We start from the raw sequence: 21,656 nt of genomic DNA, 5'->3' as shown, positions 1-21,656 counted from the left end.
CCGGGAGAGGTTCACCAGGTGCTGCCCACCGGTTAGCCCGGACAGCCCCTGGTGATCCAAACCGAACACCTTGCGCCGATCCCGAGTGCGACGACCGCGCCCGCCGCCGCTCCGAGCGCCGCATCAAGGCGCTACTGAACGTTACCTCTGCTCATGATCACGCAGGAATGCTCGATCGGTGCTCATGATCACGCGGAAGTGCTCGCGAAACTGCGGAACCTACACGGGTACGGGAGTGCCGGTGAGGTGCTCGGCCCAGCGGGCGATGAGCGGGGCGAGTCCGGGGTGGACGCCTCTGCTGCAGGCCTGCAGGAGCTGGCCGAGTGCGACGAGTTCCCCGGCGCGGCCGGCAGCCGTGCCGAGGACGTGGGCGAACTGGTGGCGGATCCGCGCTGCGGTCGCGGGCGCGGTCAGGGAGTAGGCGTGAAGTAGCCCCAGGTCGTAGCCGACGGGCAGGCGCCCCCAGTTCTCCCAGTCGAGCAGGACCAGGGGCGCGTGGGTGAGGTTCGCCCAGTGAAGGTCTCCGTGGCCGGTGGTGTAGGCGTGGATCTGGATGGGGTCGATGCCGAGGAAGCGGCGGAAGTTGTTGTCGATCCACCGCTGCCGTACCGCCTCCCGATCGGTGGGCACCGTGGCGAGCGTCTCCAGTGCGGTGCGCAGATCCGCCCACCACGCGTCAGGAAGGGCGACATCCCGGGCGAGCACCGGCGTTCCACTCGTCACCGGGGGCACGCTGACGTATTCGGTGAGCTCGGCACGGTAGGCGGAGCCGTCGGCCTTCCAGTCAAGCAGGCCGCGCAGCCGCGGCCGGGGCACCGACCGGGGCACGAGCGCGTCCGCCAAGGCGGTGCCCTCCCACAGCCGCCCGCCCTGCTTCGCGACCGGTGCGGCCACGACACGCAGCCAGCAGCTCCCGGCCCGCCGGCTGAGGGTGCGGCCCTGCCAGCCCCATACTTCCGGACCGGACGCGGTCACCTGGAGGCTGCGTGCCGCGGCGGCGTGAGCGTCCCGCATCCGCGTCTGCTCGTCACGTGCTGGCGGCGCGGCGAAGACCGCCGCCGGTGCTGGTCCGCCCGTCACATGCCCTCCCCGGAAGCGGTCCGTGCTTCGACCCGGTCAACGGGGGAGGGCAGGAGGGTGTTACGGCCGGGCCACTGCACCACAATGCGGCAGAGGGCTTTGTCCACCACGTCGCCGGGAGGAAGCCGGTGGTCCGGCGTTCCGGCGGGGTGCACGGTCACGGCCGGATCGGTGCTCCTGCCGCCGTCGCCGCGTACGTCCCGGTGCCAGGCCCTGACCGCATCCGCCAGCTTCTCGCCGAGAGCGGGTCCCTGGTCACCGAAAGCGTGGACGTACCACTCCCATTCACGCTCTTCGCGAATCTCGCTGTGCCGGGTCTGCACATAGGTGAGGTAGGCGAGCGAGGCGCCGCCGAGGACAGCCGGCGCGTCCGAGCCGGTGGTGATCTGGACGACCGAGCTCTCCTGGTCGGCGGTGACTGCCAGGCGGCAGAATCCGGGCACCGTCGTCGCCGTGTAAAGCTGTAGCGACCCGAAGTAGAAGCCCTGGCCCATGGTGACGCCAGTGGCGATCTCGTGCCGCCGTCCGCGCAGCGCCTCCTCCAGGCCCTCGACGTTTCCGGCGGGGCCGTCCTCGAAGCGGAGCTGCAATTGACCGTCCAGCAGGTCGGCGACTGCGGTGGTGCGGGCGTGCGCGCCCTGGGCGGGGACGAACCCGCAGTGCGTGAACTTCTCCGCGACCAGCACATCACCGGCCCGCTGGAAGGTGATCGCACGCGTATAGCCGCCGAGCTCGAGGGGCAGCACAAGCCGGCCGCCCTCGGCGAGCTGGTTCTTCCAGGCCGGGGCGATGTCCCAGCAGTTGTAGGTGATCACGATGGCGTCGAACCCGCCGCGCGGGACCAGAAGGGCTGGCGCGCCGTGAGCGGCGTCGCCGTGGACGACGGTCACACGCCCGCTACCGGCCTCCGCGGTGAACCGACGGGCACGGCGCACGACGTACTCGTCGATGTCGCTCGTGATCACCCGCCCGCCCGGGCCGACGACGTGGGCGAGTAGCTCGGCGTTGTACCCGCCGGAGCCCGCCTCCCACACCACCGCGCCCGGCTCGAGGCCAAGGCCCTCGATCATGTCGGCCTGCAGCCATGCCGCGGACACCGAGCTCGTCGCGCGACCGGCTTCGTCGCGACGGGTCACGATGGCGACGTCTCCGGCGTCGTACGCCGTCTTCAGATCCTTCTCGGGAGCGAAGCGGTGTCGGGGCACCGTGCGCAGAGCGTCGCGTACCGGCGCGGAGACGGCCCAGCCGTCGGCGATGACCGTCTCGGCCATCGCCCGGCGCAGCCGGACGGCCTCGGCCGGCTCACCCGGCACAGGCGGCTGGTCGACGGCGACGGGGTAGGAGGCCGTCGGCGGCAGGCCCGGGATGACTCCGGGCCACACGGCATCCACCGCAGCCGCGGCCGGGGCGAACACGTCGCCGACGCAGGCCAGAGCATGCAGATCGAAGAACTCCCAGCGGGCGAATTTCTCGGGCTCGGGGTTGGACACCGTCCCCGACCAGGCGGTGATGCGGACCACCGCGGTGAGCCGGGGCACCTCACCGGCGGCGTCGGCAAGCATGGTCACCACGTACGCGTTCTCAATCTCGGCCGCGAGCCCGGTCTCCTCGGCGAGTTCACGCACCGCCGCCGCCTCGAACCGCTCCGCACCCAGGGTTTTGCCGCCCGGGAGTTCCCACATGCCGCGGTGCGAGCGACCGAGCAGGACCCGGCCGGCCTCGTCGGTGACGACCGCGAGCGCGGCGGTCGCCGCCGGGCCGGATGGCGGCCGCCGCCGCTCCACCGCCCGCGTGTTGGCATAGCACGGGCCACGCAGGACCAGGACCGCCAGCTGGCCGGCGTCGAACCGCTGCGTACGTTCCCAGCCGACCGTCAGCAGAGCGATCTCCTCCTCGTCGAGGGCGATCCCGCGCCGTTCCTCAGGCGTGTGCTCGGCCACCGGGGTGATGATGACGAGCGCGCCGCCGGGACACAGCCGCTCTCCGAGGCCGTGCAGAATCCGCGTGCGGTCGGCGAAGAACGGATACACCAGTCGCAGCACGACCAGGTCGTACCCGTCTTCGCGCAGCGGGGCCGGGTCATCGCGCTCGATGTCCAGGTGCAGCCAGCGCACTCCCTCTACGCCGGCGTGCTCCTTGCGGGCCCGGTCGAGCGCACTCTCAGCGAAGTCGCACGCGTCCACGGTGTAGCCCAGGGAGGCGAGGCAGGCGGTCATCTCACCGGTGCCGCATCCCACGTCGAGCGCCCGCCTGCCGCCGTCGGGCGCCGGGGTGTGCTCGGCGAGCAGTGCCCGCTCACGCTCACCGACCTGCCGGAAGTTCTTGCCGTCGCTGTAGTGCTGCTCCCACTGGTCGCGGGCGATGTACGTCAACGTGCTGCTCCTCGTGTGACGGTGTGGTGGTCAGGGGTGTTGTGCGGGGCGGAGCCGGGCCAGGGTGCGGTGGCTGCGCTCCACGAGCTCCGGGTCGCCGTGGGCGGTGCCGTAGGAGATGCCGGAGACGGCATCGAGGACGGACAGGACCGTGAGCTGGTCCTCTTCCTCCGGTGTGAAAGGGCGGCCGTAGCCGTCCATCACGGCGATCAGGAGGTCGGGACGGCCGTGCCACGCGTCGGACAGCCGGACGAAGTCCCGCATCGCGGGCCCTCGCTCCGACCGCTCGAAATCGATCACGTAGAGGACGTCAGCGTCCGCGTCCCAGCGCAGGTTGCGGGGCTGGAGGTCACCGTGCGTTGGCACTTCATCCAGGGCGGGCAGCTCCGCAGCCTTCTCGGCGGTGGCGCGAATGAACTCCTCGTCCCCGTGCGCAAGGTAGGGCCGGGCTCCGTTCAGGTGCCGCTCCAACTTCCCCAGAGGCAGGGTGCCGGCGGCCGGGCGGGACGGGGCGCTGTGATGGATGTCCGCCGCGAGCCGTCCGATGCGGTGGAAGATCCGGCGCTGCTGCTCGGGAGGGTGGACGGCGCCGTGCAGCGGCCGGCCGCCCACCGCGGTGAGCACCACGACCCGTAGCCCCGGGTCGGCGGCCACCAGGCGGGGTGCGGCCGCGCCGAGAGCGGTGGGGACCCATTCGCGCAAGGCGCTGACCTCGCGCTGGTGGAAGCGGTCGTTCTGGTGGATCTTGACGTACCAGGTGCCGCCGTCGGCTCCGGCCGCCCGCCATACGCGGCTCTCCTCGCGTGCCCAGGAGACGTCCGCCCAAGCGGTGATCCGGCCTACCGCCTGCTCGGTGAAGGCCCGCACCGCGTCGCCCGGGGCGGCGTCGCGGCTGATGCGGTCGGCGACCAGGACCAGCCGGTCGGCGGACGGGGCGTAGGCGACCGGGTCGCCGGGTTCCTGGAAGTGCACGGCCACCGGCGCGCCGGCCCGGTAGGCGTCCAGTCCGGCCCGGCAGTACGCGACCATCGGCTCTGGCAGGTCGTCGAGCCGGAACCAGCCGATCGCGTCGCACTTGTCCGGTTCCATGATCCGCGGGGTGCCGTGCCAGCGGCGGACCTCGAAGAAGAAGCCGATCCGCGCCTGCCCGCCCGGTGGCCGGTGGTGCACCGTGACCGCTGCCCGGACGTCGACCGGATCCACGACGAGCCCGGTCTCTTCCAGCGTCTCGCGGGCGACGGCGGCGAGGATGGTCTCCCGCTCCAGGTGGCCCGATGGCGCGTGCCACAGGCCCGCCGCGTACACGTCGCCGGCCCGCCGGGACAGCAATACCTCCGGGCCCTGCTCGCCGTCGCGGACGGCCAGCAGGTGCACGTCCACCGGCACGGTGTGCCGCTCGCTGCTCACGCGTCGCCTCCCGGGCGCCGCGTGAGCAGCACGCTGAACACCGCGTCCTCCCGCAGGACGCTCGCCGCCCCCTGGACCACAGGGATGATCATGAGCTGCGTCAGGGTCGGCGTGCCGAGCGCGGCCGCCACCGGTACGGTCACGAGCACCGCGGCACGGACCAGGTCACCGGTGATCACCTGCCGGTGCTTGGAGTACCGATCGGCGAGCGCGCCGGCGTGCAGAGCGAGTAGCACAGGCGGGAGCTGCTCCAGGAATGCCAGCCATGCGCCCCGGGCGGTCGCGGCGTCCAGGTGGAGCACGGCCGGCACCGGCAGCGCCATCTGGGTGATCGAGCTGCCGGCCACGCTCGCGGTCTGGCCGCTCGGGTACCGGCGGAAGTCGCGGTGCCACCACAGCGACGAGGGGGCGAAGGCGGGTGTGGAGAGGCACTCAGGACAGGACGTCACGGAGCACCTCCTCGGCTTCCTCCAGGCGCTCCCACAGCACCGTCGCGGCCTCCTGCCGGGCACGCCCGTACGCCTCCAGCGCTGGGGTGAGCGCGGCGGGGTCGTTCAGCGGCTCGGACAGGGGATAGACAGAGCAGGCCAGGTACCCGGCGGCGACACGCGGCACGGCGAGCAGATCCCCGGCGGAGAGGGCGGGGTTGGCCGCTCGGTAGGCGTCCACTGCACGGACCAGGCCGGGGATCCACTCGTCGGGGCGGGCCAGCACGGTGCGCGGGTCCAGGACGATGCGCGGGTCCAGGACGATCCGGCCGAGCTCCCGGGCGGCGCTGCGATGTCCAGGGGGACGGAAGTCGATCAGTGCTGCGACCTCCTCGCCGCGCAGCAGCAGGTTGGGCGAGGCCAGGTCCCCGTGCACAACCTGAGCCGTCAGCGTGACCGGCAACCTCTCCAGCCTGGCTGCCGCCTCGGGAAGGGCGGCGAGCCGCCGTTCCGCGGTCCGGTGCGCCCAGGCCGCGAACCCCTGTGACGGTGGTGCGGCGGCCCAGCGGGCGAGCAGGTCCTCCAGCCGTCGCCCGGCCCGCTCGACGTCGCACACTGCGCCGACCGGGACAGGGCGCGGCGGCCCGGCGGGGTGACGGGCCAGGGCCCGGTGCAGACGGCCGACGGCCTCGCCCACCGCGGCCCACCGGCCGCCGGACAGTCCGCCCTCGGCGGTCTGCGCATCCGCGACGTACTCCGTCACGGACACCGACAGTCCTCCGGCCGACGCGATCAGCTCGCCGGTCACCGTCCGTCGCACGGCCGGCACCGGAACCCCGGCCGCCCTGGCCGACTCGCCCAGGGCCAGGGCCTGCTGCTCCTCGCCCACGTCGGTCCCGCGGGGATACTCCTTCACGAACCACCGCCCGCCCTCGCGGTCCTCGACCAGGTAGTTGCGGGTCGCCGTGCCTGCCGGCCCTTCGCTGACCGAGACCGGGACGATCCGGTACAGCAGCGTCAGGATGCCGGTCACGACCATGCTGTCGGACTGTGCGCTCATCTCGGCACTCCGCGGTGGCTGGGGACCGAACGGGGTGGCCGGCAACCCGGGGCTGCTCCCGGTATGCGCGCTCACGGCCTTCACCAGCCCATCTGCGAGTAGACGCGGCCCTCGGCGATGCCGGCGAGGGCCGCACGGGTGTAGGGGACCAGCCGCTCCGGAAGCTCGTGCGGCGGCCACCACCGCCAGACCAGGCACTTGTCCGGTTCGCGGACCTCCGGAGTGCCCTCCCAGCGGCGGGCCCGGAACACCAACTGCATCAAGGGCTGTCCGCCCGGGGCGTCCACGACGTGCACGGCATGCACGAGATCCACGTCCGCAGGGTCGATGACCAGACCCGCTTCCTCCCACGCCTCCCGGACGAGACACGCCCGCGCCGGCTCCTGCTCGCACCGCCCGGCCAGGTAGTGCCAGGTGTTCCCCGCGTACACCGAGTCGGGGTGGCGCAGGCCGAGAAGCACCCGACCCTCGTCATCTTCCAGGTGGAGGTGCACGCCGATGCCGTTCAGCACGGTCCGGCTGCCCCCGCCCCACGGGGCAGGAGCTACGACCGGCAGGCCGTCCGGGCCGTTCTCGGCCGCATGCCGGTGAATGAGGTCTCGGGTCGCTGGGCTCAGGCGCAACCGGTCCAGGTCGGCGGGGGCGAACCAGCGCAGCAGCACTCCCTCGCGCAGCAGTAGCCGGTCGGGGTTGCCGCGCCAGCGGCCGGTGAACACCTGGATCGGAACGTGGAGCCCGTCGACGCTGGTGGCGTCCTCCACGGCATAGGGCTCCAGATCCTCCAGACAGAGGTCGGGGACCTCTTCGGACAGCTCACGCAGCAGCGTGTCCTCAATGCTCCGGTCGTCGTGCGTCCGGCCGCCGCCGAGAAGGGCGAACGCCCCCGGCTGCCAAATGCCGGACTTGTGGTCGCGCAGATGGAGCAGGTACCGGCCCTGGCCGTCGTGGATCAGCGCGGATGCGTTCACTGGTTCCGGCCGGCCGTCCAGCTGCGCCCCGAGGAGCTTCGCACGCAGGGTCGGTGAGGTGACCTCCGACAACGGAAGCCACAGAGCGCCGGACACCTCCTCGTCTTGCAAGGTGATCGTCGGCAACTCCTCGTCGACGAGGTAGAACACATAGCGGAAGTCGAAGTGCCGGTGGGCCGATTCGCCCTTGGAAGGGCTGGCGTCGATGTCGTGGACGTCGATGTCGATGGGAGAGCCGAGCATCTGCCGGGTCAGGCACAGGGCACCCGGAGGGATCCCGGCCTCCTCCGCCACCTCGCGCAGCGCCGCGGTGAGCAGCGTGCGGTCGCCGGGCTCGATATGGCCGCCGGGGGTGAGCATGAGGCCGGTGGCCCGATGCCGGATGTGCAGCGCCCGGAGCCGGCGGTCGATGACGACGGCACTGCAGGTGATGTGGCCGGGCAGCGTCGTCCGGGCGGTCACGTCGACAGACCGTTCCAGTGAGGCGAGCATCTCGGCCAGGGCGTCATGCTCATCAGGGTGGCGGTCGAGGTATGCCTCGACGGTCTTGCGGATCGAGGAGGAGCTGGGGGGCACGTGCGTCGTCTCGCCTTCGACGTAGGGGCGGGTGCTGCGGGACCGGGCTGAGGAAGTCGCGCTGGAGCGGGTCAGCTCGCCGTTTCGTGGTCGGACGGCTGGATGCCGCGGGGGCCGGGAAGCCTGGCGGCTGCGGGCGCGAGTCCGTACTGGGCGGCCTGGGCGGTGAACATGCCCTGGTACAGGCCGCCCGCGCGGGCCATGAGTTCGTCGTGGGTGCCGTCCTCGACGACGCGTCCCTGGTCAAGGACGTAGATGTGGTCGGCGTGCATGGTCGCGGCGAGCCGGTGGGTGACAAGGACGACCGCGTGCCCTTCCTCGGCAAGGGACCACAGCCCCTGGAACGAGGCGATTTCCGCATGGGGGTCGAGGGCGCTGGTGGGCTCGTCGACCAGCAGGAACGGCGCCCGCCTGTAGCGGGTTCGAGCGGACCCCAGTTTCTGCCACTGTCCGCCCGAGAGCTGGACACCTCGCTCGTACCCCTTGAACACGATGGAGTCCCAGCCGTGCGGCAGGCTCTCGACCAGGTCGAGCACGCCCGCCTCCCGGGCGGAGCCGCGGACGCGCTCCATGTCCCGGGGACGGTCGCCGGCGCCGATGGCCACGTTCGCGGCGGCCGTCATCTCCCAGCGCGGGAAGTCCTGCGCCAGCAGCCCGACGGAGCCGAAGACCTGGGCGCGGTCCGTCTCGCGGAGCTCGACCTGCTCGCCCGACTCACCCACCCACCACACGTTCCCTTCGGAGGGCAGCAGCAGCCCGGCCAGCACCTTCGTGAGCGTGGTCTTCCCCGAGCCGTTCGCTCCCACCAGGGCCGTCACCTTTCCCCGGGGAACCCGCACGCTCACGCCCTTCAGGGAAGGACCGTCGGCGCCCGGGTAGCTGAACGACACCTCCTCCGTCCGCACCTCCAGCACCGGCGCGGGCAGCGGCTTACCGGCGAGCGGGATCGCGTTCTCACCCGCCACCGTGATGGCGTCCTCGGTGTCGGTGAGGAACAGCAACTCCTCGTACAGCCGGTTCACCTGCTGCACCAGCGACGTGAGCCGCGCCGTCGAGGTACGGATGGCGATCACCGCCGTGCCGCCCACGGCGAGCGGCAGACCACCGGACGCCAGCAGCCACCACAGCACCCCGTAGCACGCCAGCGACGCCACACCGGCGAACGCGCCCGCGACCAGCTCCGTGGAAGCCTGCGCCCGGGCCAGACGCCGCTGCTCCGCCTCCGTCTGCCGCGACATCTCCTCGTAGCTGGACAGCAGCTTCGTGCCGGCGGCGTGCACGCGGATCTCCCCGGCAGCGTGCGGACGGGTCAGATAGGCCAGCAGAGAGGCGATCGCCCTGCGGTGGTCGACCCAGTTTCTCCGCGAGAGGTACTCACGGCGCGCGGAGCGCACCGCGCCCCACCCCTTGGGCAGGGCGATGGCCAGCAGCATCGGCAGCAGGACCCAGTGCAGCGACGCCAGCACGACCGCGGCCGCCACCATGCCGATCACCACATTGCCCACGCCGACCGACAGCCGGAGCATGCTGCGGGCCGAGTCTGTGCCGAACTTCCCCGCTTCCAGGACCCGCTGGACCTCCGGCCGCTCGGTCGCCTCCACCTCCACACCGGTGACGGCCGTGTAGTACCGGGCGGAGACCGCACGCTCCACCTGCGGCTCCAGCCGGCCCGACATGGCCGTCGACCACGCCGACAGCACCGCGGTCGCCACCGCCGCTACCGCGAGTGCTGCCAGCGACGGCAGAGCGTCGCGGAGCTTGTCCGCAGTCGGACCGTCGGCGAACAGCTCCGTCAGCACACTGTTGACCGCGACCAGCCCCCAGGCGGCCGTCACGCCCTGCCCGAGCTGCGCCGCCACGACCCCGGCGAGCGCCCGCCGGTCCGTCTCCCAGCCGGTACGCAGCACCATGCCGACCATGCGGGGAAGCGCGGCTGCCATGTATCCGAACTTCAGCCGGGTCAGGGGGTCTTCATGTCGGACGTAGGACTGGTCGTAGCGCAGTCGGCCACCGTACAGTTCACGCTCGGCATCCGATGTATCGCCCGTGACCGCGGCTTTCGGCGGGTTCTTGATCTCGTCGCTGTCTGGTTCGACTTGCGTCAACGTATTCCCCTCGTGGGCGTGGTGGTGTCGGCGTGTTCAACGATGCCGCCGCAATTTCGAACACGTGTCTTTCGGACGTGTCGCGTTCCCCGAGATCCAGCGGTCCTCCGAACGTGCGCAATGCACCGACCCTTGCCACGCAAGAGCGCACGGCCGGTGGCGGATTGGCCGAAACGCCGATGCTGAGGCACTGCGAATCTGCGCGGTCAGTCAGGCACGGGCGTGGCGTCATGGCCGCGTCGTCGGGCAGGCCGCTCTCCGTGCTTCCTGGTGGTCGCAGGCGAGGCCCTGGCGGATGTGGGGCGCGGAGACGAGTGGTGCTCGAAGGGAAAGCCGCTGCCGGTGCGCGCGTATCAGGGGTGGGCGATCGCCTCGGGGTGCAGGGGACGGTCGTCGGCAGCAAGGAGGGCTCATATGAGCGACGGCAGTTTCCCGCTCTGCCAGTGGCCGAGCCAGAAGGCGATGGCGGATGCCTCCTGGCCTTCGGTGGAGCCGTCGTGCAGCAGGTACTCGGTGGGGGCGATGTATCCCTCGCCGGGGACGAGACGGATGCGTATGACGTTGATCGTGTGTCCGGCGGCGGCGTGGGTGCGGTAGTCATCGGTGTGGGGGTGGCGCCAGGCGTAGTCGTTGGGGCGGACGGCGCGGCAGACGGCTTGGGCGTCGAGGGTGGCGAGGATGATGTAGCGGATGCCGGGGCCGAGGTTGAGGGCGAGGCGGCGTCGGCCGGAGGGCTTGTGCTCGTAGGTGAGTTTGTCCCAGTTGTCGAGGTGGAGGCCGATGAGGCGGCCGTCTCGGTGGTTCGTGGTCGTGGTGGTCATGTCGGGCTTGGCGAGGGCTTGGCCGATGTACTGGGCGTGTGCGCCGCCCAGGGGTAGGGCGAGGTCGTCGAGGTGGCCGTGCGAGGGCAGGGGCGGGCGGACGATCTCCACGAGCGTGCTCGCCGGCGTAGCGGTGGGTGGGATGAGCGCGCGGGCGGCGGCATCGGTGACGGGGTGCCATGGTCCGGCGGGAATCACGGCGCCGGGTTCGTAGGCGGGCTCGGTGTCGGCGGTCCGCACGGTGGTGATGTCGCAGCGTTCGCGGAGTGAGTCGGGGCTGGTGAAGGCTATGTGCAGCGGCAATGCGGCGCTCCGGGTCAGTCGTCTCCGACGGCGATGTCGAGTTCGCTCACCAGGGCCTGGGTGAGGTCGTGCTGCTGGCCCGGGTCGATGCGGACCTTGGCGAGGTGGGCGACACCGCGGAGGGTGGTGAGGTCGTTGCCGCGCAGGTCGGCACCCCGGTAGCGGCCGGGTCCGAATTCGGTGAGGCGCAGTGTGCAGTCGGAGAGGACGACGTTGGACAGGTCGCAGTCGGTGAACGTGGCTTCGGTGAGGATGCAGCCGGCGAAGGCGACGGGGCCGGTGCTGCGGACCTTGGTGAAGGTCGTGTAGTCGAGCTTGCAGTTCTCGAACAGCACATCGTCCAGCACCAGACCGTCGAGTGCGGCGCCGAGGAGCTTGGTGTCCCGGATGACGACGCGGGTCAGCTTGCTCTCGTTCCAGCGCGCCGCGCCGAGATCGCTGCCGGTGATCTCGACGCTGTGCAGGTTCAGAGACTCGAACTCGACGCGCTGTGCGCGGACGCTGTGGATGCGGCCGGTGATGAGCTGGGTGTCGGTGAGTCCGAGGGAGCGGAGGTCCGCGTCGCCGAAGGTGAAGTCCTGGAGGGCGCCCCGCGGGTTGTCCAGGGTGCTGACGTTGGTGAGGTAGAAGCCCGGCTCGTCGAGGTCGGGCGTGGTGATCGTGGCGGTGCCGAAGGTACGGGTGCTCATGGTGCTCCTGGTTCTGCTCCAGGGCGGCCCGATTCGCCGGGCCGCCCGGATGGCGGTGCGGGCTAGGACTTCTTGCTCCAGTCGTCCCAGGTGGGGCGGTTGTCGAACACGGGCGTGAGGTTGTCCCAGGTGGGACGGTTGTCGAAGGTGGCGAGGGGGTGGGTGCCGGCTGTCTCCAGGAGTGCCTGGAAGCCCTGGGCCGAGTTCATCACGAGGTCAGTGGCGGTGGGCGGAAGCATGACGCGCGACTCCTTCGAGTAAAGCGATCTTGGCGGTGGTGCAGTACCGGGTCCGGGTACCGTCGAAGCGGCCCTCGTGCTCGAAGTACCGGTTGGCCGGGTGGGCTCCTCCGCAGAAGGCGAAGAAGGGGCAGGTGGCGCGGCAGGCATCCACGCCCTTCCAGAACTCGGTGATCCAGGGGGTGCGCTTCTCGGTTTCTGCCACGAGGACATCGAGACCATCGCGGAGCACGTTGCCGGTGGTGAAGTCGCCGAACCGCTTGTCGGTGAAACCGGCCAGCTCGGGCGAGAGCATGACCACGCCGCCGTCGTAGGCGATGGTGGGCAGCGGGTCCCACGGCATGTCGGCAGGTGCCGAGGCCGGGGTGTGGCCGTGGAGGACGGCGCTGGCGAAGTTCATCACCCTCGTCATCTCCCGCAGCTGTATGACGGGGTTGCTCCTCCAGGCGTCGGCGAGGGCGGCCCAGAACTCGGTGGACCGGGCGGGGTCTGCCTGGGGCGCGTGGTAGTTGACTCCCTCGGTCTCTTCGACGTTGACGCCGAGGGTTGTGACGCCGAGCTCGGCGAAGAACTCGTAGAAGCGGGCCGCGTCCGCGGGGTCGGGGTCGGAGACGACGGCGATGGCGGAGAACGCGATGCCGTGTCGGTGCAGCCGGTCGATGCCGCGCATCGCGACATGGAACCCGGGGCGGCCGGCGAGCGTGACGCGATGGGTGTTCATGTCCTCGGGGCCGTCGATGCTGACGCCCACGTACACCTCGTGCTCCAGCAGGAACTCGCACCATGCGTCGTCGAGCAGGGCGGCGTTCGTCTGCACGGAGTGCTTCGCCCCCCGGAAAGGGGCCATGAGGGCGGCCAGGTGTTCGCGGCCGGTGGCCAGCGGCTCCCCGCCGTGCCAGACGACCTCAAACGCGGGGTCTTCGGCCGCCCACCGGTTGACGGACCTCGCCGCAGCCTCGGCGACAGCGGTCGGCATCAGATGCTTCGTCTTCCTGAACGGCAGGTAGCAGTAGGTGCAGTCCATCGGCAGACACTGCGTGGTGGGCTGCATGATCACCGCACGCGGCCTGGAGGCCAGACGGGACCGGCTGGGCATCGTGCTCCTCTCGATCGGAGGTTCGAGCGGGCGGGTCAGGAGACGAGCTGGATGTTGTCCGCAGCCATGGCCCACTCGACGCCGGACGCGGACCGTCCTGTGCACCAGGGGTAGCCATCCTCGTGGAAGGAGGCCACGCCGCTCACGGGCGCGTCCTGCACACCGTTGTCGCCTTGACGTACGCGGGGGCGGGCCGCGGCGGGCACGTGCGGTGGGGTGGCAGACCCAGAGATCGAGGGGAGCACGGGCATCGAGGACTCCTCGGAGGCTTCGGAAAGGAAGCGGCCCGTAGGGTCGTCGGTCTCCGGGCGGCAGCGACCACGCTAGGAAGCTCCGCGCCGCGGCCTCAACGAAGTTGCCACTTCTTGCCGGGATTTACCCGAGGGCGTCGAGCGCGGACAGGATCAGGGCGCGGGCCTTGGCGCCGTGGACCGCCATGCCGGCCAGGTTGTTGAAGGCGCGGTCGTAGTCGGCGATCTCGGTCGGTTGGGTGATCCGCAGATATCCGGAAGTCAGCTCGACGGCCACCTCGGTGTCGTCGAACATGTAGAAGTCTTCGGCGGGCAGGTACGAGCGGCCGGCGCCGAGAGGGATGACGCCGAGGCTGACGAAGGACCGGGCGCTGACCGACATCAGGCGGTCGAGCTGGTCGGCCATCGCTTCGGGGTCGCACACGGCCGCCCGCAGGACGTACTCCTCGATCAGCAGCCCGAACCTGTGCCGCCCACTGAGGAGGGTCTTCTGGCGGTCCATCCTCACCTGTACGGCTTCGTCGACGTCGTCCACGCCGACGCGATCGCGCTGGATCGAGCGCAGGACGGCGGCGGTGTACTCGCGGGTCTGCACCATGCCGGGCAGGACCCTGCTCGCGTAGACACGGATGAGGCGGGTGCGCTCGTAGAGGGCGGTAACGGACTCCTGGGCGGCGCGGAGCCCGTTGCGCTCCAGCTGCCGCCACTCGGTGTACATCGAGTCGACCGCGCGGGCGGCGGCGATGAGGTCGGGGATCTGGTCCTCGGCACCACACGCGGTGCACCAGGTCCTGATGTCCGACTCGGACGGGGCCCTGTCCGCGCTCTGAATCCGGCTGGTCTTCGAAGCCCCCCACCCGCACCGGATGGACAGCTCCTCGCCGGTCAGACCGGCATCCTTGCGGAGGTCTTTGAGGCGGCGGGCGAGGGCCTTGCGTGCTTCGACGACGCTGGAGGACGGAGACGACGGCATGCTGATGATTCGGTGGCGGTGGAACAGGAACTAGACCGCGAACTCCTCATGCGGGACGGCCCGCGCCCACACGGCCTCGAACGCCGCCACGACCGTCTTCACCACGGTGGGGTCCTCGCTGAACTCGTGCCCCGCCCACTCCCCGTCACCGGTGAACCAGTGGAACAGCACCCGCTCGTCATCGATCAGCCAGAGATCGTTGCCCGGGAGCATCAGGTCGGAGGCGAGCCGACGCGGCAGCCATCGCACATCCTCCCCGGCGGCGATGTTGTGCCGTCCGGTGAGGGAGTGCTCCCACCGGATGTAGTCGGTCACCGGCTCGGAGACGATACGTGCGCGGCGTACGGCGACGCCGCGGGCCACGGTCTCCTCCACCAGAGTGCGCCACTGCCGGTAGGCGTCGGGCAGCTCGACCTCACGGCCGTCCTGCCAGGCGTCGAACACCGGGTCAGCCATGTAGGAGTCGCGCATCTCCAGGTGGACAGCCGAGCGGTCAGCGCTCCTGAGCAGAGCGGTGAAGTCCGGCACGTCGTTCTGCGGCATCGCAGGCCTCTCTCAGATACGGAATCATCCCGACGGGGATGCGCACGACGCCCTCGTGGTCGGGCACGCCCACAGGGTGTCCCGGTACCCACTCCGTCGTGTCGATCTTCGCTTTCATCTCCGGATCCGGGAGCCAACCCTGGACGACGATCTCGGCTGACTCGTCCTCGACCCACACGGTCGGCGAGCCGCCGTTGGGCGAGTCCGGATCCTTCCCGACGAACTGTAGAGCCACGATTCCTCCCAGCCGCAAGCCAGTTGCCAACCCTTGCGCACCATTCCCCTGCCGAAGGGTGCGGTCAAGGTGGCGTGGCGAGTTTGGCGCATTCACGGCTCGGCGAGACTGTCGAAGGGCTACCTGGGCCCGGCGACCCTTCGCTTCCCGCGTTCCGGCAGTCCCATAGTGTGTTGTCACCGGTCACCACAGGTTCAGCGACTCCAGGACATGCGTGGCTGGGAGTAGCGGTCCGGCCCGGGCAGCGGTGAGGAGGTTGTTGGGAAGGGCCGTCTTCGCGTCGGCGGCTGTCGGCCAGGAGTCGGGCGGCGGTCTTGGTGCTGGTTCCGCGGATGCCGGGGATGTTGTCGGCGAGGTCGCCCATCAGGGCGCGGACGTCCGGCCACTGCTCGGCGAGGATTCCGTAGCGGGGAGGGAGAGACCTCTCCCCGGCCCGCCGCGGCCAGGTGGGGGCCAGACTCCTGCGGCACGTCCCGGTACGGGCGCACCCTCGGCGGCGGAGGCACCCGCACCCAGTGACGAACATCCGAGAACGCTCCACCCTCGCGACGCCGTCCTGCGATCATCAAGGGCCCCAGCGAGCAACACGAACTGAGGTAGCACCATGGCGTGGGCCTACGCTGAACTGGCCAAGGAAGCAGCCCGGCGCGGCGGTCCCGCCGCGCTGCGAGCCTTCTACATCGGGCGGGGCGTCATCATCGGGAGCGCCGTCACCGGCGCCTCCGCTGTCGCCGGGTCCGTGGCCTACAACAAGTGGAGCAAGCGCCGCGCCGCCGCTGCCGAGCCGGCATCCGAGGCCACCCAGGAGGCGGCCTCCTCGGAACGCCCGTCGGCACCCGAACCTGCCCAGTAGAGTCCGGGAGCACGCGGCCAGACTGCCGCGGTACTCCCCACCCCGTAGGGTCCGCGCACAGCTGACCCCGGTCGGGGTCAGGCATGCTTGTCCGCGCCCCAACCTCCTGACGGGGCACCAGTTTGACACCCACACATGTGAGCTTCTGGCGTGCTATGTGCCGTGTGAGCTGGTTGCCCTTTCCTCGGCAGGAGGTAGCGGCAGCTCGACAGCTGGGCCTCACACGGTTCTGCAGAGAAGCCGCAGGTGAACGGTCATGACCGCGTGGTCGGTCAGGCCCGCTGCGCGGGCCTCCTGGTGGTAGTCGCAGGCGAGAACCTGGGCGACGTGGGCAGTGGAGACGAAGATGTGATCGAAGCGGAAGCCGTTGCTGCTGCGCCCGTACCAGGAGTGGGTGATCTTGTCGGGGTGCAGGTGACGGAAGGCGTCGGTGAGGCCGACGGACTGGAAGGAGTCGTAGAAGGCGTACTCCCAGACGCCGAAGACCTCGTGCGGGGGCTGGTGGCCGCGTTCGACGACGTTGAGGTCGCCGGCCACGATGACGGGCATGTCCGGGAAGGCGGCGTGGAGCTTTGGCAGAGCCTCGGTGACCGCGTCCTGGAAGGCGCGCTTGGCGACGTTGCGTTGCTCTTTGGGGCCGCGGGAGGGGACGTACAGGCCGAGGACGCCGATGTCCTGGCCGCCGACGGTGACGCGGGCGGCCGGGGCGCGGTGGGGCGTGACGGCGACCGGGCTCTCCACCGGGTGGGCGTCGCCGGTGCGGCAGGCGATGACCGTGCGGTAGTCGGGGTCCGTCGGCTGCGGGGCGATCACGGAGGCGTACCCGCGCTCGCCGAGCGCGGCGACGAGAGCGTCGCCGCCGTGGGTGAAGGACACCTCGGTGAAGACGGCGATGTCCGCGTCCTCCTGGGCGGCGACCCAGGCGGCCTGACGGCGGGAGCGGTCCGGGGAGGCGTGCTGGGCGTTGAACAGCAGCAGCCGTACGGCGTCGTCGGCCAGCTGGTGCGCGGGTTCTTCGGGTGCGATCAGGGCCAGCTGCTCGGCGGGAGTGCTCATCGGCCGGCGCCCTTCTCGTCGAGGAACACCTCGCCGGCCTCGCCCAGGTAGCGGTCGTCGGGCCCGAGGTCGGAGTTGTGCAGGAAGTAGATGTCGAGGTGGTCGGTGCGCAGGTTCTTCAGTGTGGTCTCGAGCTGGCGGCGCATCGCCGAGGGCAGGTAGGCGTGCTGGGCGGTGCAGTGGTGGTAGCCGACCTTGGAGGACAGCACCACCGTGTCGCGGGGGACGGTGGCGACGAAGTCGCCGATGACCCGCTCGGAGTGCCCATGCCCGTACACGTCGGCGGTGTCGATGAGATTCGCACCGAGCTCGTAGGCGCGCTCCAGGCCGCGGCGGGAGGCGGCGTCGTCGGCGGTGGACCAGCCCATCGGCAGGCTCAGGTTGTGGTCGGGGCCGCCCAGGGCCCAGGCGCCGATGTCGATCGGGTGGACGGACAGGCCGCCAGCGAGGGTACGGCGCGCAGGGGACTGTGGAGCACTCACGGGAAGTACCTATTATCTCTCAATTAGTGGCAAATGTGATGAATTGGTTCGGGAAGTGAGTATGGTGCGTCGCGTGACGACACAATCCCCCTTTACCGAACTTGACTTGAACGCGATCGCTGAGTGACGCTGGGTCGACCGGAGCGACTTCACCGACGGCGAGTTCGAACGTGCCCGCGCCTTCTACGAGCAGATGCGCGCCGACGACGAGTGCTTGGAACGGGTACGAACCGAGGCGTCCGCTCTGATCAGCGAGTGGACAGGGCACAAGCCCCGGGACGTCGGCTCCTTCAGCACCAGGCTCAACCTGGAGACCTCCGACCTGGACCTGGGCATCGGCTACCCGGTCGAGGACCGCCACCGGCTCCGGGAGGTTCTGAAGCTCCACACGACCTTCCTCGGCGAGCGCAAGACCAGCTTCTCCACCTCCTGGTTGGTGTTCTCCTTCACCCTGGAGGGCATCGAAATCGACCTGAGCGCGCTGACGGTCGAGGATTTCGCCGTCGCCTGCCGGATGCTCGACCAGATCGACACGACTATGATCCTGGATGAGCGCATCGCGCACACCTGGGTCAAGCACCTGCTGCGCTGCTCGGGCCGGGTGGAGGAGTACGCGGCCTGGAAGCTCGTCACGTACGCGAGGTTCTGCCCGGAGTTCAACTGGGTGCCGGTCCCGGAGAAGCCGGGCGTGTGAGGATGCCGCCTCGGGTGCCCCGCCCACGAGGAGGACAAAGCATCCGGGGCGGGCCGGGGTGGACCGCCCTGGGCACCCTCGCCGTGATCGTCTTTACCTAGCTGTCGTTCCAGCAGGATGACAACAGACACGCCCTCACCCGCGAGGAACAGGTCACCGACCGCTACGACGCCGCCATCGGCAACCGTGTCAGCCGCACCGGAGGTCACGGCCGGATCTGCGGTCGCCACTCGGGAGTTGAGGCAGGGCAGGAGATGCGGTCCTCAGCAGGGCATGGTGGCGCAACGCATGTGCGACCAGGCAGGATCGTCCAGCATGAGGATTCTCGTACTGGGCGGGACATGGTTCCTGGGGCGGGCGGTCACGGAGCTCGCACTGGCGCGTGGTTGGGAGGTGACGGTCTTCAACCGCGGGCGATCCGGCACCCCGCCGACGGGGGCCCAGGCTGTTCAGGGGGATCGGACGGTGCTCGAAGACATCGCGCGTCTGGCCGGTGCGGGGTCGTGGGATGCGGTGGTGGACACCTCCGCGTCCGAACTGGCGCCGCGTGACGTGTTGGCGGGAGCCCGTGTCCTGGAGCCAGTTGCCGGGCGGTACGTGTACGTCTCCACCGTGAATGCGTACCGGGGCTGGCCGACCGAGCCGCTGTCGGAGGACTCCGAGCTGTTGGACGGGCCGCCGGACGCGGATATCGACTACGGGCGGTTGCCGGCGGATTGGGACGGCCCGGACTGGTATTACGGGCGGCAGAAGGCGGGGGCGGAGCGGGCGGTCGCCGCGGCGTTCGGTGAGCAGCGAACGGTGGTCCTGCGACCGGGGGTCATCCTCGGGCCGGGTGAGTACGTGGGGCGGTTGCCGTGGTGGCTGCGCCGTGCTGCCCGCGGCGGCCGGATGCTCGCGCCGGGGGTGCCGGAGCGGTCGATCCAGCCGGTCGACGTCCGCGACGTGGCCGCGTTCGCGCTGGACCAGGCTGCTGCGGATCGGGGCGGCGCCTACAACGTGACCGCGCCGATCGGCCGGGAGACGATGAGCGGCTTCCTCACGGCCTGTGTGCTGGCCACCGGAGGGGAGGCGCAACTGGTGTGGGCGCCGGACAAGCTGCTGCTGGACCACGGTGTGCAGCAGTGGACGGAGCTGCCGCTGTGGCGAACCTCTGCGGGCGTGTGGCGGGTGGAATCCACCCGAGCGCAGGCCACTGGGCTGGTGTGCCGTCCGTTGTCGGAGACGGTCGAGGACACCTGGGCGTGGCTGCGCGGCGGTGGGATGCCGGTGGAGCACCCCCGCTGGGCCGAGCACGGCATCACTCCGGAGAAGGAAGCGATGATTCTGGCCGTGCTCGGCCGCTGAGCAGCGGTCATCCCTGAATGGCCAGGTGTCCAGTGGCGCCGATCCGCCGCACGGGGGACAGGGCGGCGAACTCCTCGATCTGCTCGCCCAGGGCTTGCGCGGCGGGGGCGTCGCGGAGGCTTGGGCGAGTCAGTTCAGCCCGTGCGGCGACCAGGCGTTCCAGCATCCCCGCGCCGCGCCACTCAGCTGGCACCTGGAACACCGGGGCGAGTGCCTCCTGCGCCCCGTCCAGCTCCCCGCGGACCAGCCGGGCGCGGGCGAGGTCGATCGCGGCCGGCCCGGCGACCAGGACCGGCTGCCGCTCGGAGGGCTGCCCGTCCAGCAACTCCAGTGCCTGGCTGGCGGAGGTCTCGGCGCCTTCGGCGTCCCGCAGCAGCAGATAGGTGGTGGCGTTGCTCATGGCGATGCGGGCGGTGGGGAAGGCGAACTCCCCGGCGGTGTCGTCGTGGAGCTCGTCCCGTGCCCCGGTGTCCAGCTCCAGCGAGGTACGGATGGCGTGCTGGGCCTGCTCGGCGTTGCCCAGGTGCCCGTGGGCGCGGGCTTCGATCACCAGCAGTCGCCGTAGTGCGGTGTCTCCCAGGCCGCCGAACTGCTGCGCCTGCTTGGCCAGGCGGACCGCTTCGGTGGGGCGGCCGTCCCAGTATGCGAGGAACGCCAGCGCGCCGTGGGCGTATGCCTGGAGTGGCCCGTGTTCGATGACCGAGCCGTACATGGCGGAGGTGCGGGCCAGGGTGACGGCCGGGGTCAGCACCCCGACGTCGAAGCTGACGGCGGACAGCAGGGCCGCGGCCTGGCCGGCGGCCAGGTACAGTCGCTGCTTCTGGCGAGGCAGGTTGGTGCGGTCCAGCCAGGTCTGTGCTGTGCGCAGCAGTTCGTCGGCCCGGCGGTATATCACGGCCGGGGGATCGGCGAAGAAGTCGCGGGCCAGCCGCCTTACGTCGTCGTCTATCTGGTCCAGGCTCATCTCAGGCAGGGCGAGGGAGGCGGCATCGCCGGCGTGGGCGGCGGCGTCGCGAGCAGTCATCTCAAGGTCTCTTTCGTCGAGCACGGGCACGGTGGTGGCCAGCTGCTGGTCCTGCTGCGGCACCGCGTCGGCCGGGCCCATCAGTTCGTGGACGGGACGGCCGAACATGCGCGTCAGCACCCGGGCCGTCGCGGCGTACGGCTCGGTCTTGACACCTCCCACCACTAACCAGCGCTGGTACTGGCGGGACTGCGGCGCGGGAGTCACGTCGTAGCCCTGGTCCCGCAGTGCGTCGGCAGCGCGCTCGTACTCCTCGGCGAAGCGTTTGTAAGGGCGGATCCCCGCCTTGCCTGCCAGGAGCCACAGCAGAGTGTGACCAGCTTCGTCCATGATCCCTCCACGGAATCGGTCACTCAGGGGATACCGCGCTTCGCGCGGACTGCAACGCGTTCAGCGCAGAAGGCATTGAGAAGACACCATCACGACACATGCGTCACCTGAAAGGGGACTAGAAGGCAGAGCCGCGACATAGTGATGGCGCCCCCATTTCCTGAACCCTATGTGACCAGACCACAGCTAGGAGGAGTCATGGGGGCAGGTGTGGTGAGCGCTCTCTCGTCATGTGTCGACGAGGCTCTCGGCGGGCGCAGCGGTTCGCTGGTCACACCGGGGGTGTGGTGCCAGGCCGTCGCCGTCACCGGAGACGGTTCGGGTGCTGCCGAGCGCCGGGACATGTACGCGGCGGTGGACCCCGAGGCGGCCATCGAGTGGATACGAGGCGCGGTGCGGCGGACCTCTTCCTGCCTCGGCCGGCTCCAGCGGGCCTATGTCCTGGAGCACTGGGCCCATGGCAAGGGCTCGCTGGAGGACTATGACCGGCTGCGCCAGGGCCGACCTTGCGCGCTGACTGTCTATCCGGCCGATCACACGGTCACCTGGCAAGCAGTCCCCCGGCGCTTCGTGCAGATCATCGCCGTCAACGGCGGCCCTCCCTGCCCTGACCGGCGCTCCTGCCTCCCTGGCAAGCCTGGCTAGGCGCCCAATGTCCGCCGGTAGCGGCAGGTCCGGGCGGCGGATCGCCGCTCTCCCTCACCGTGTCCTTGCCGTACTCGGC

Annotated in this window: 21 protein-coding genes; 4 read left to right on the top strand and 17 right to left on the bottom strand. The window is 70.5% G+C overall.

Features of this window, described 5'->3' with window-relative positions:
- Positions 1–219: 219 nt before the first annotated feature.
- From ACLIYP_RS01005 to ACLIYP_RS00940, 14 genes are all read right to left on the bottom strand, one after another.
- On the bottom strand, positions 220–1,014 hold the full coding sequence (locus ACLIYP_RS01005) for a hypothetical protein (RefSeq protein ID WP_412711220.1): 795 nt from the start codon (positions 1,012–1,014) through the stop codon (positions 220–222).
- A gap of 62 nt (positions 1,015–1,076) precedes the next feature.
- The gene (gene fxlM / locus ACLIYP_RS01000; RefSeq protein WP_412711219.1) at positions 1,077–3,452 is read right to left on the bottom strand and encodes a methyltransferase, FxLD system; all 2,376 of its coding nucleotides are present in this window, start codon (positions 3,450–3,452) and stop codon (positions 1,077–1,079) included.
- A gap of 30 nt (positions 3,453–3,482) precedes the next feature.
- Complete coding sequence (locus ACLIYP_RS00995; RefSeq protein ID WP_412711218.1) at positions 3,483–4,859, bottom strand: phosphotransferase; 1,377 nt, start codon at positions 4,857–4,859, stop codon at positions 3,483–3,485.
- Positions 4,856–5,308, bottom strand: a complete 453-nt coding sequence (locus ACLIYP_RS00990; protein WP_412711217.1) for an MFS transporter — start codon at positions 5,306–5,308, stop codon at positions 4,856–4,858. Before ACLIYP_RS00990 ends, ACLIYP_RS00995 begins: the two co-directional genes overlap by 4 nt.
- Positions 5,292–6,347: a phosphotransferase enzyme family protein gene (locus ACLIYP_RS00985; protein WP_412711216.1), complete on the bottom strand. Its 1,056-nt coding sequence runs from the start codon at positions 6,345–6,347 to the stop codon at positions 5,292–5,294. Before ACLIYP_RS00985 ends, ACLIYP_RS00990 begins: the two co-directional genes overlap by 17 nt.
- A gap of 80 nt (positions 6,348–6,427) precedes the next feature.
- Positions 6,428–7,891: an NUDIX domain-containing protein gene (locus tag ACLIYP_RS00980; protein ID WP_412711215.1), complete on the bottom strand. Its 1,464-nt coding sequence runs from the start codon at positions 7,889–7,891 to the stop codon at positions 6,428–6,430.
- 71 nt (positions 7,892–7,962) lie between these two features.
- Entirely contained in the window at positions 7,963–9,996 is a 2,034-nt protein-coding gene (locus ACLIYP_RS00975; RefSeq protein ID WP_412711214.1) for an ABC transporter ATP-binding protein, read from the bottom strand.
- A 410-nt stretch (positions 9,997–10,406) separates the two neighbouring features.
- Positions 10,407–11,120, bottom strand: coding sequence for a hypothetical protein (locus tag ACLIYP_RS00970; protein ID WP_412711213.1), 714 nt, complete (start codon positions 11,118–11,120; stop codon positions 10,407–10,409).
- 14 nt (positions 11,121–11,134) lie between these two features.
- Positions 11,135–11,809 (bottom strand): pentapeptide repeat-containing protein, encoded by a 675-nt coding sequence (locus tag ACLIYP_RS00965; protein WP_412711212.1) that lies wholly within the window; start codon positions 11,807–11,809, stop codon positions 11,135–11,137.
- A 62-nt stretch (positions 11,810–11,871) separates the two neighbouring features.
- Complete coding sequence (gene amcA, locus ACLIYP_RS00960; RefSeq protein ID WP_380898750.1) at positions 11,872–12,048, bottom strand: multiple cyclophane-containing RiPP AmcA; 177 nt, start codon at positions 12,046–12,048, stop codon at positions 11,872–11,874.
- Positions 12,026–13,144, bottom strand: a complete 1,119-nt coding sequence (amcB, locus tag ACLIYP_RS00955; RefSeq protein ID WP_412711211.1) for a cyclophane-forming radical SAM peptide maturase AmcB — start codon at positions 13,142–13,144, stop codon at positions 12,026–12,028. The genes amcA and amcB overlap by 23 nt, the downstream gene beginning before the upstream one ends.
- A 375-nt stretch (positions 13,145–13,519) precedes the next feature.
- Positions 13,520–14,368 carry a helix-turn-helix domain-containing protein gene (locus ACLIYP_RS00950; RefSeq protein WP_412711210.1) on the bottom strand — a complete coding sequence of 283 codons (849 nt, stop codon included), beginning with the start codon at positions 14,366–14,368 and terminating at the stop codon, positions 13,520–13,522.
- Between the two features lie 30 nt (positions 14,369–14,398).
- Entirely contained in the window at positions 14,399–14,911 is a 513-nt protein-coding gene (locus ACLIYP_RS00945) for a DUF6879 family protein (RefSeq protein ID WP_412711209.1), read from the bottom strand.
- Positions 14,862–15,146: a hypothetical protein gene (locus ACLIYP_RS00940; protein ID WP_412694737.1), complete on the bottom strand. Its 285-nt coding sequence runs from the start codon at positions 15,144–15,146 to the stop codon at positions 14,862–14,864. Before ACLIYP_RS00940 ends, ACLIYP_RS00945 begins: the two co-directional genes overlap by 50 nt.
- A gap of 604 nt (positions 15,147–15,750) precedes the next feature.
- On the opposite strand from ACLIYP_RS00940, the gene ACLIYP_RS00935 reads away from it, so the two are divergent.
- Positions 15,751–15,999, top strand: coding sequence for a hypothetical protein (locus ACLIYP_RS00935; RefSeq protein WP_412711208.1), 249 nt, complete (start codon positions 15,751–15,753; stop codon positions 15,997–15,999).
- Between the two features lie 219 nt (positions 16,000–16,218).
- Here ACLIYP_RS00935 and ACLIYP_RS00930 read toward each other — a convergent pair whose 3' ends face one another.
- Complete coding sequence (locus tag ACLIYP_RS00930; RefSeq protein ID WP_412711207.1) at positions 16,219–17,055, bottom strand: endonuclease/exonuclease/phosphatase family protein; 837 nt, start codon at positions 17,053–17,055, stop codon at positions 16,219–16,221.
- A complete protein-coding gene (locus ACLIYP_RS00925; protein WP_412711206.1) occupies positions 17,052–17,537 on the bottom strand; it encodes an aldo/keto reductase in 486 nt (161 codons plus the stop codon). The genes ACLIYP_RS00930 and ACLIYP_RS00925 overlap by 4 nt, the downstream gene beginning before the upstream one ends.
- 214 nt (positions 17,538–17,751) lie before the next feature.
- On the opposite strand from ACLIYP_RS00925, the gene ACLIYP_RS00920 reads away from it, so the two are divergent.
- Together ACLIYP_RS00920 and ACLIYP_RS00915 are read left to right on the top strand one after the other, a co-directional pair.
- Complete coding sequence (locus ACLIYP_RS00920; RefSeq protein WP_412711205.1) at positions 17,752–18,231, top strand: hypothetical protein; 480 nt, start codon at positions 17,752–17,754, stop codon at positions 18,229–18,231.
- 315 nt (positions 18,232–18,546) lie between these two features.
- Positions 18,547–19,578, top strand: a complete 1,032-nt coding sequence (locus ACLIYP_RS00915; RefSeq protein ID WP_412711313.1) for an NAD-dependent epimerase/dehydratase family protein — start codon at positions 18,547–18,549, stop codon at positions 19,576–19,578.
- Between the two features lie 7 nt (positions 19,579–19,585).
- On the opposite strand, the gene ACLIYP_RS00910 is transcribed toward ACLIYP_RS00915, so the two are convergent.
- Positions 19,586–20,932, bottom strand: coding sequence for a hypothetical protein (locus ACLIYP_RS00910; RefSeq protein WP_412711204.1), 1,347 nt, complete (start codon positions 20,930–20,932; stop codon positions 19,586–19,588).
- Positions 20,933–21,130: 198 nt separating this feature from the next.
- Between ACLIYP_RS00910 and ACLIYP_RS00905 the strand changes: the two genes are divergently transcribed.
- Positions 21,131–21,577 (top strand): hypothetical protein, encoded by a 447-nt coding sequence (locus tag ACLIYP_RS00905; RefSeq protein WP_412711203.1) that lies wholly within the window; start codon positions 21,131–21,133, stop codon positions 21,575–21,577.
- Positions 21,578–21,656 lie beyond the last annotated feature (79 nt).

Source organism: Streptomyces nanhaiensis (assembly GCF_046614825.1).
In the GTDB taxonomy this organism is placed as follows: Bacteria; Actinomycetota; Actinomycetes; order Streptomycetales; family Streptomycetaceae; genus Streptomyces; species Streptomyces radiopugnans.
The sequence above is the reverse complement of the archived record's forward strand: the minus strand, read 5'-3'. Positions and strand labels throughout refer to the sequence as shown.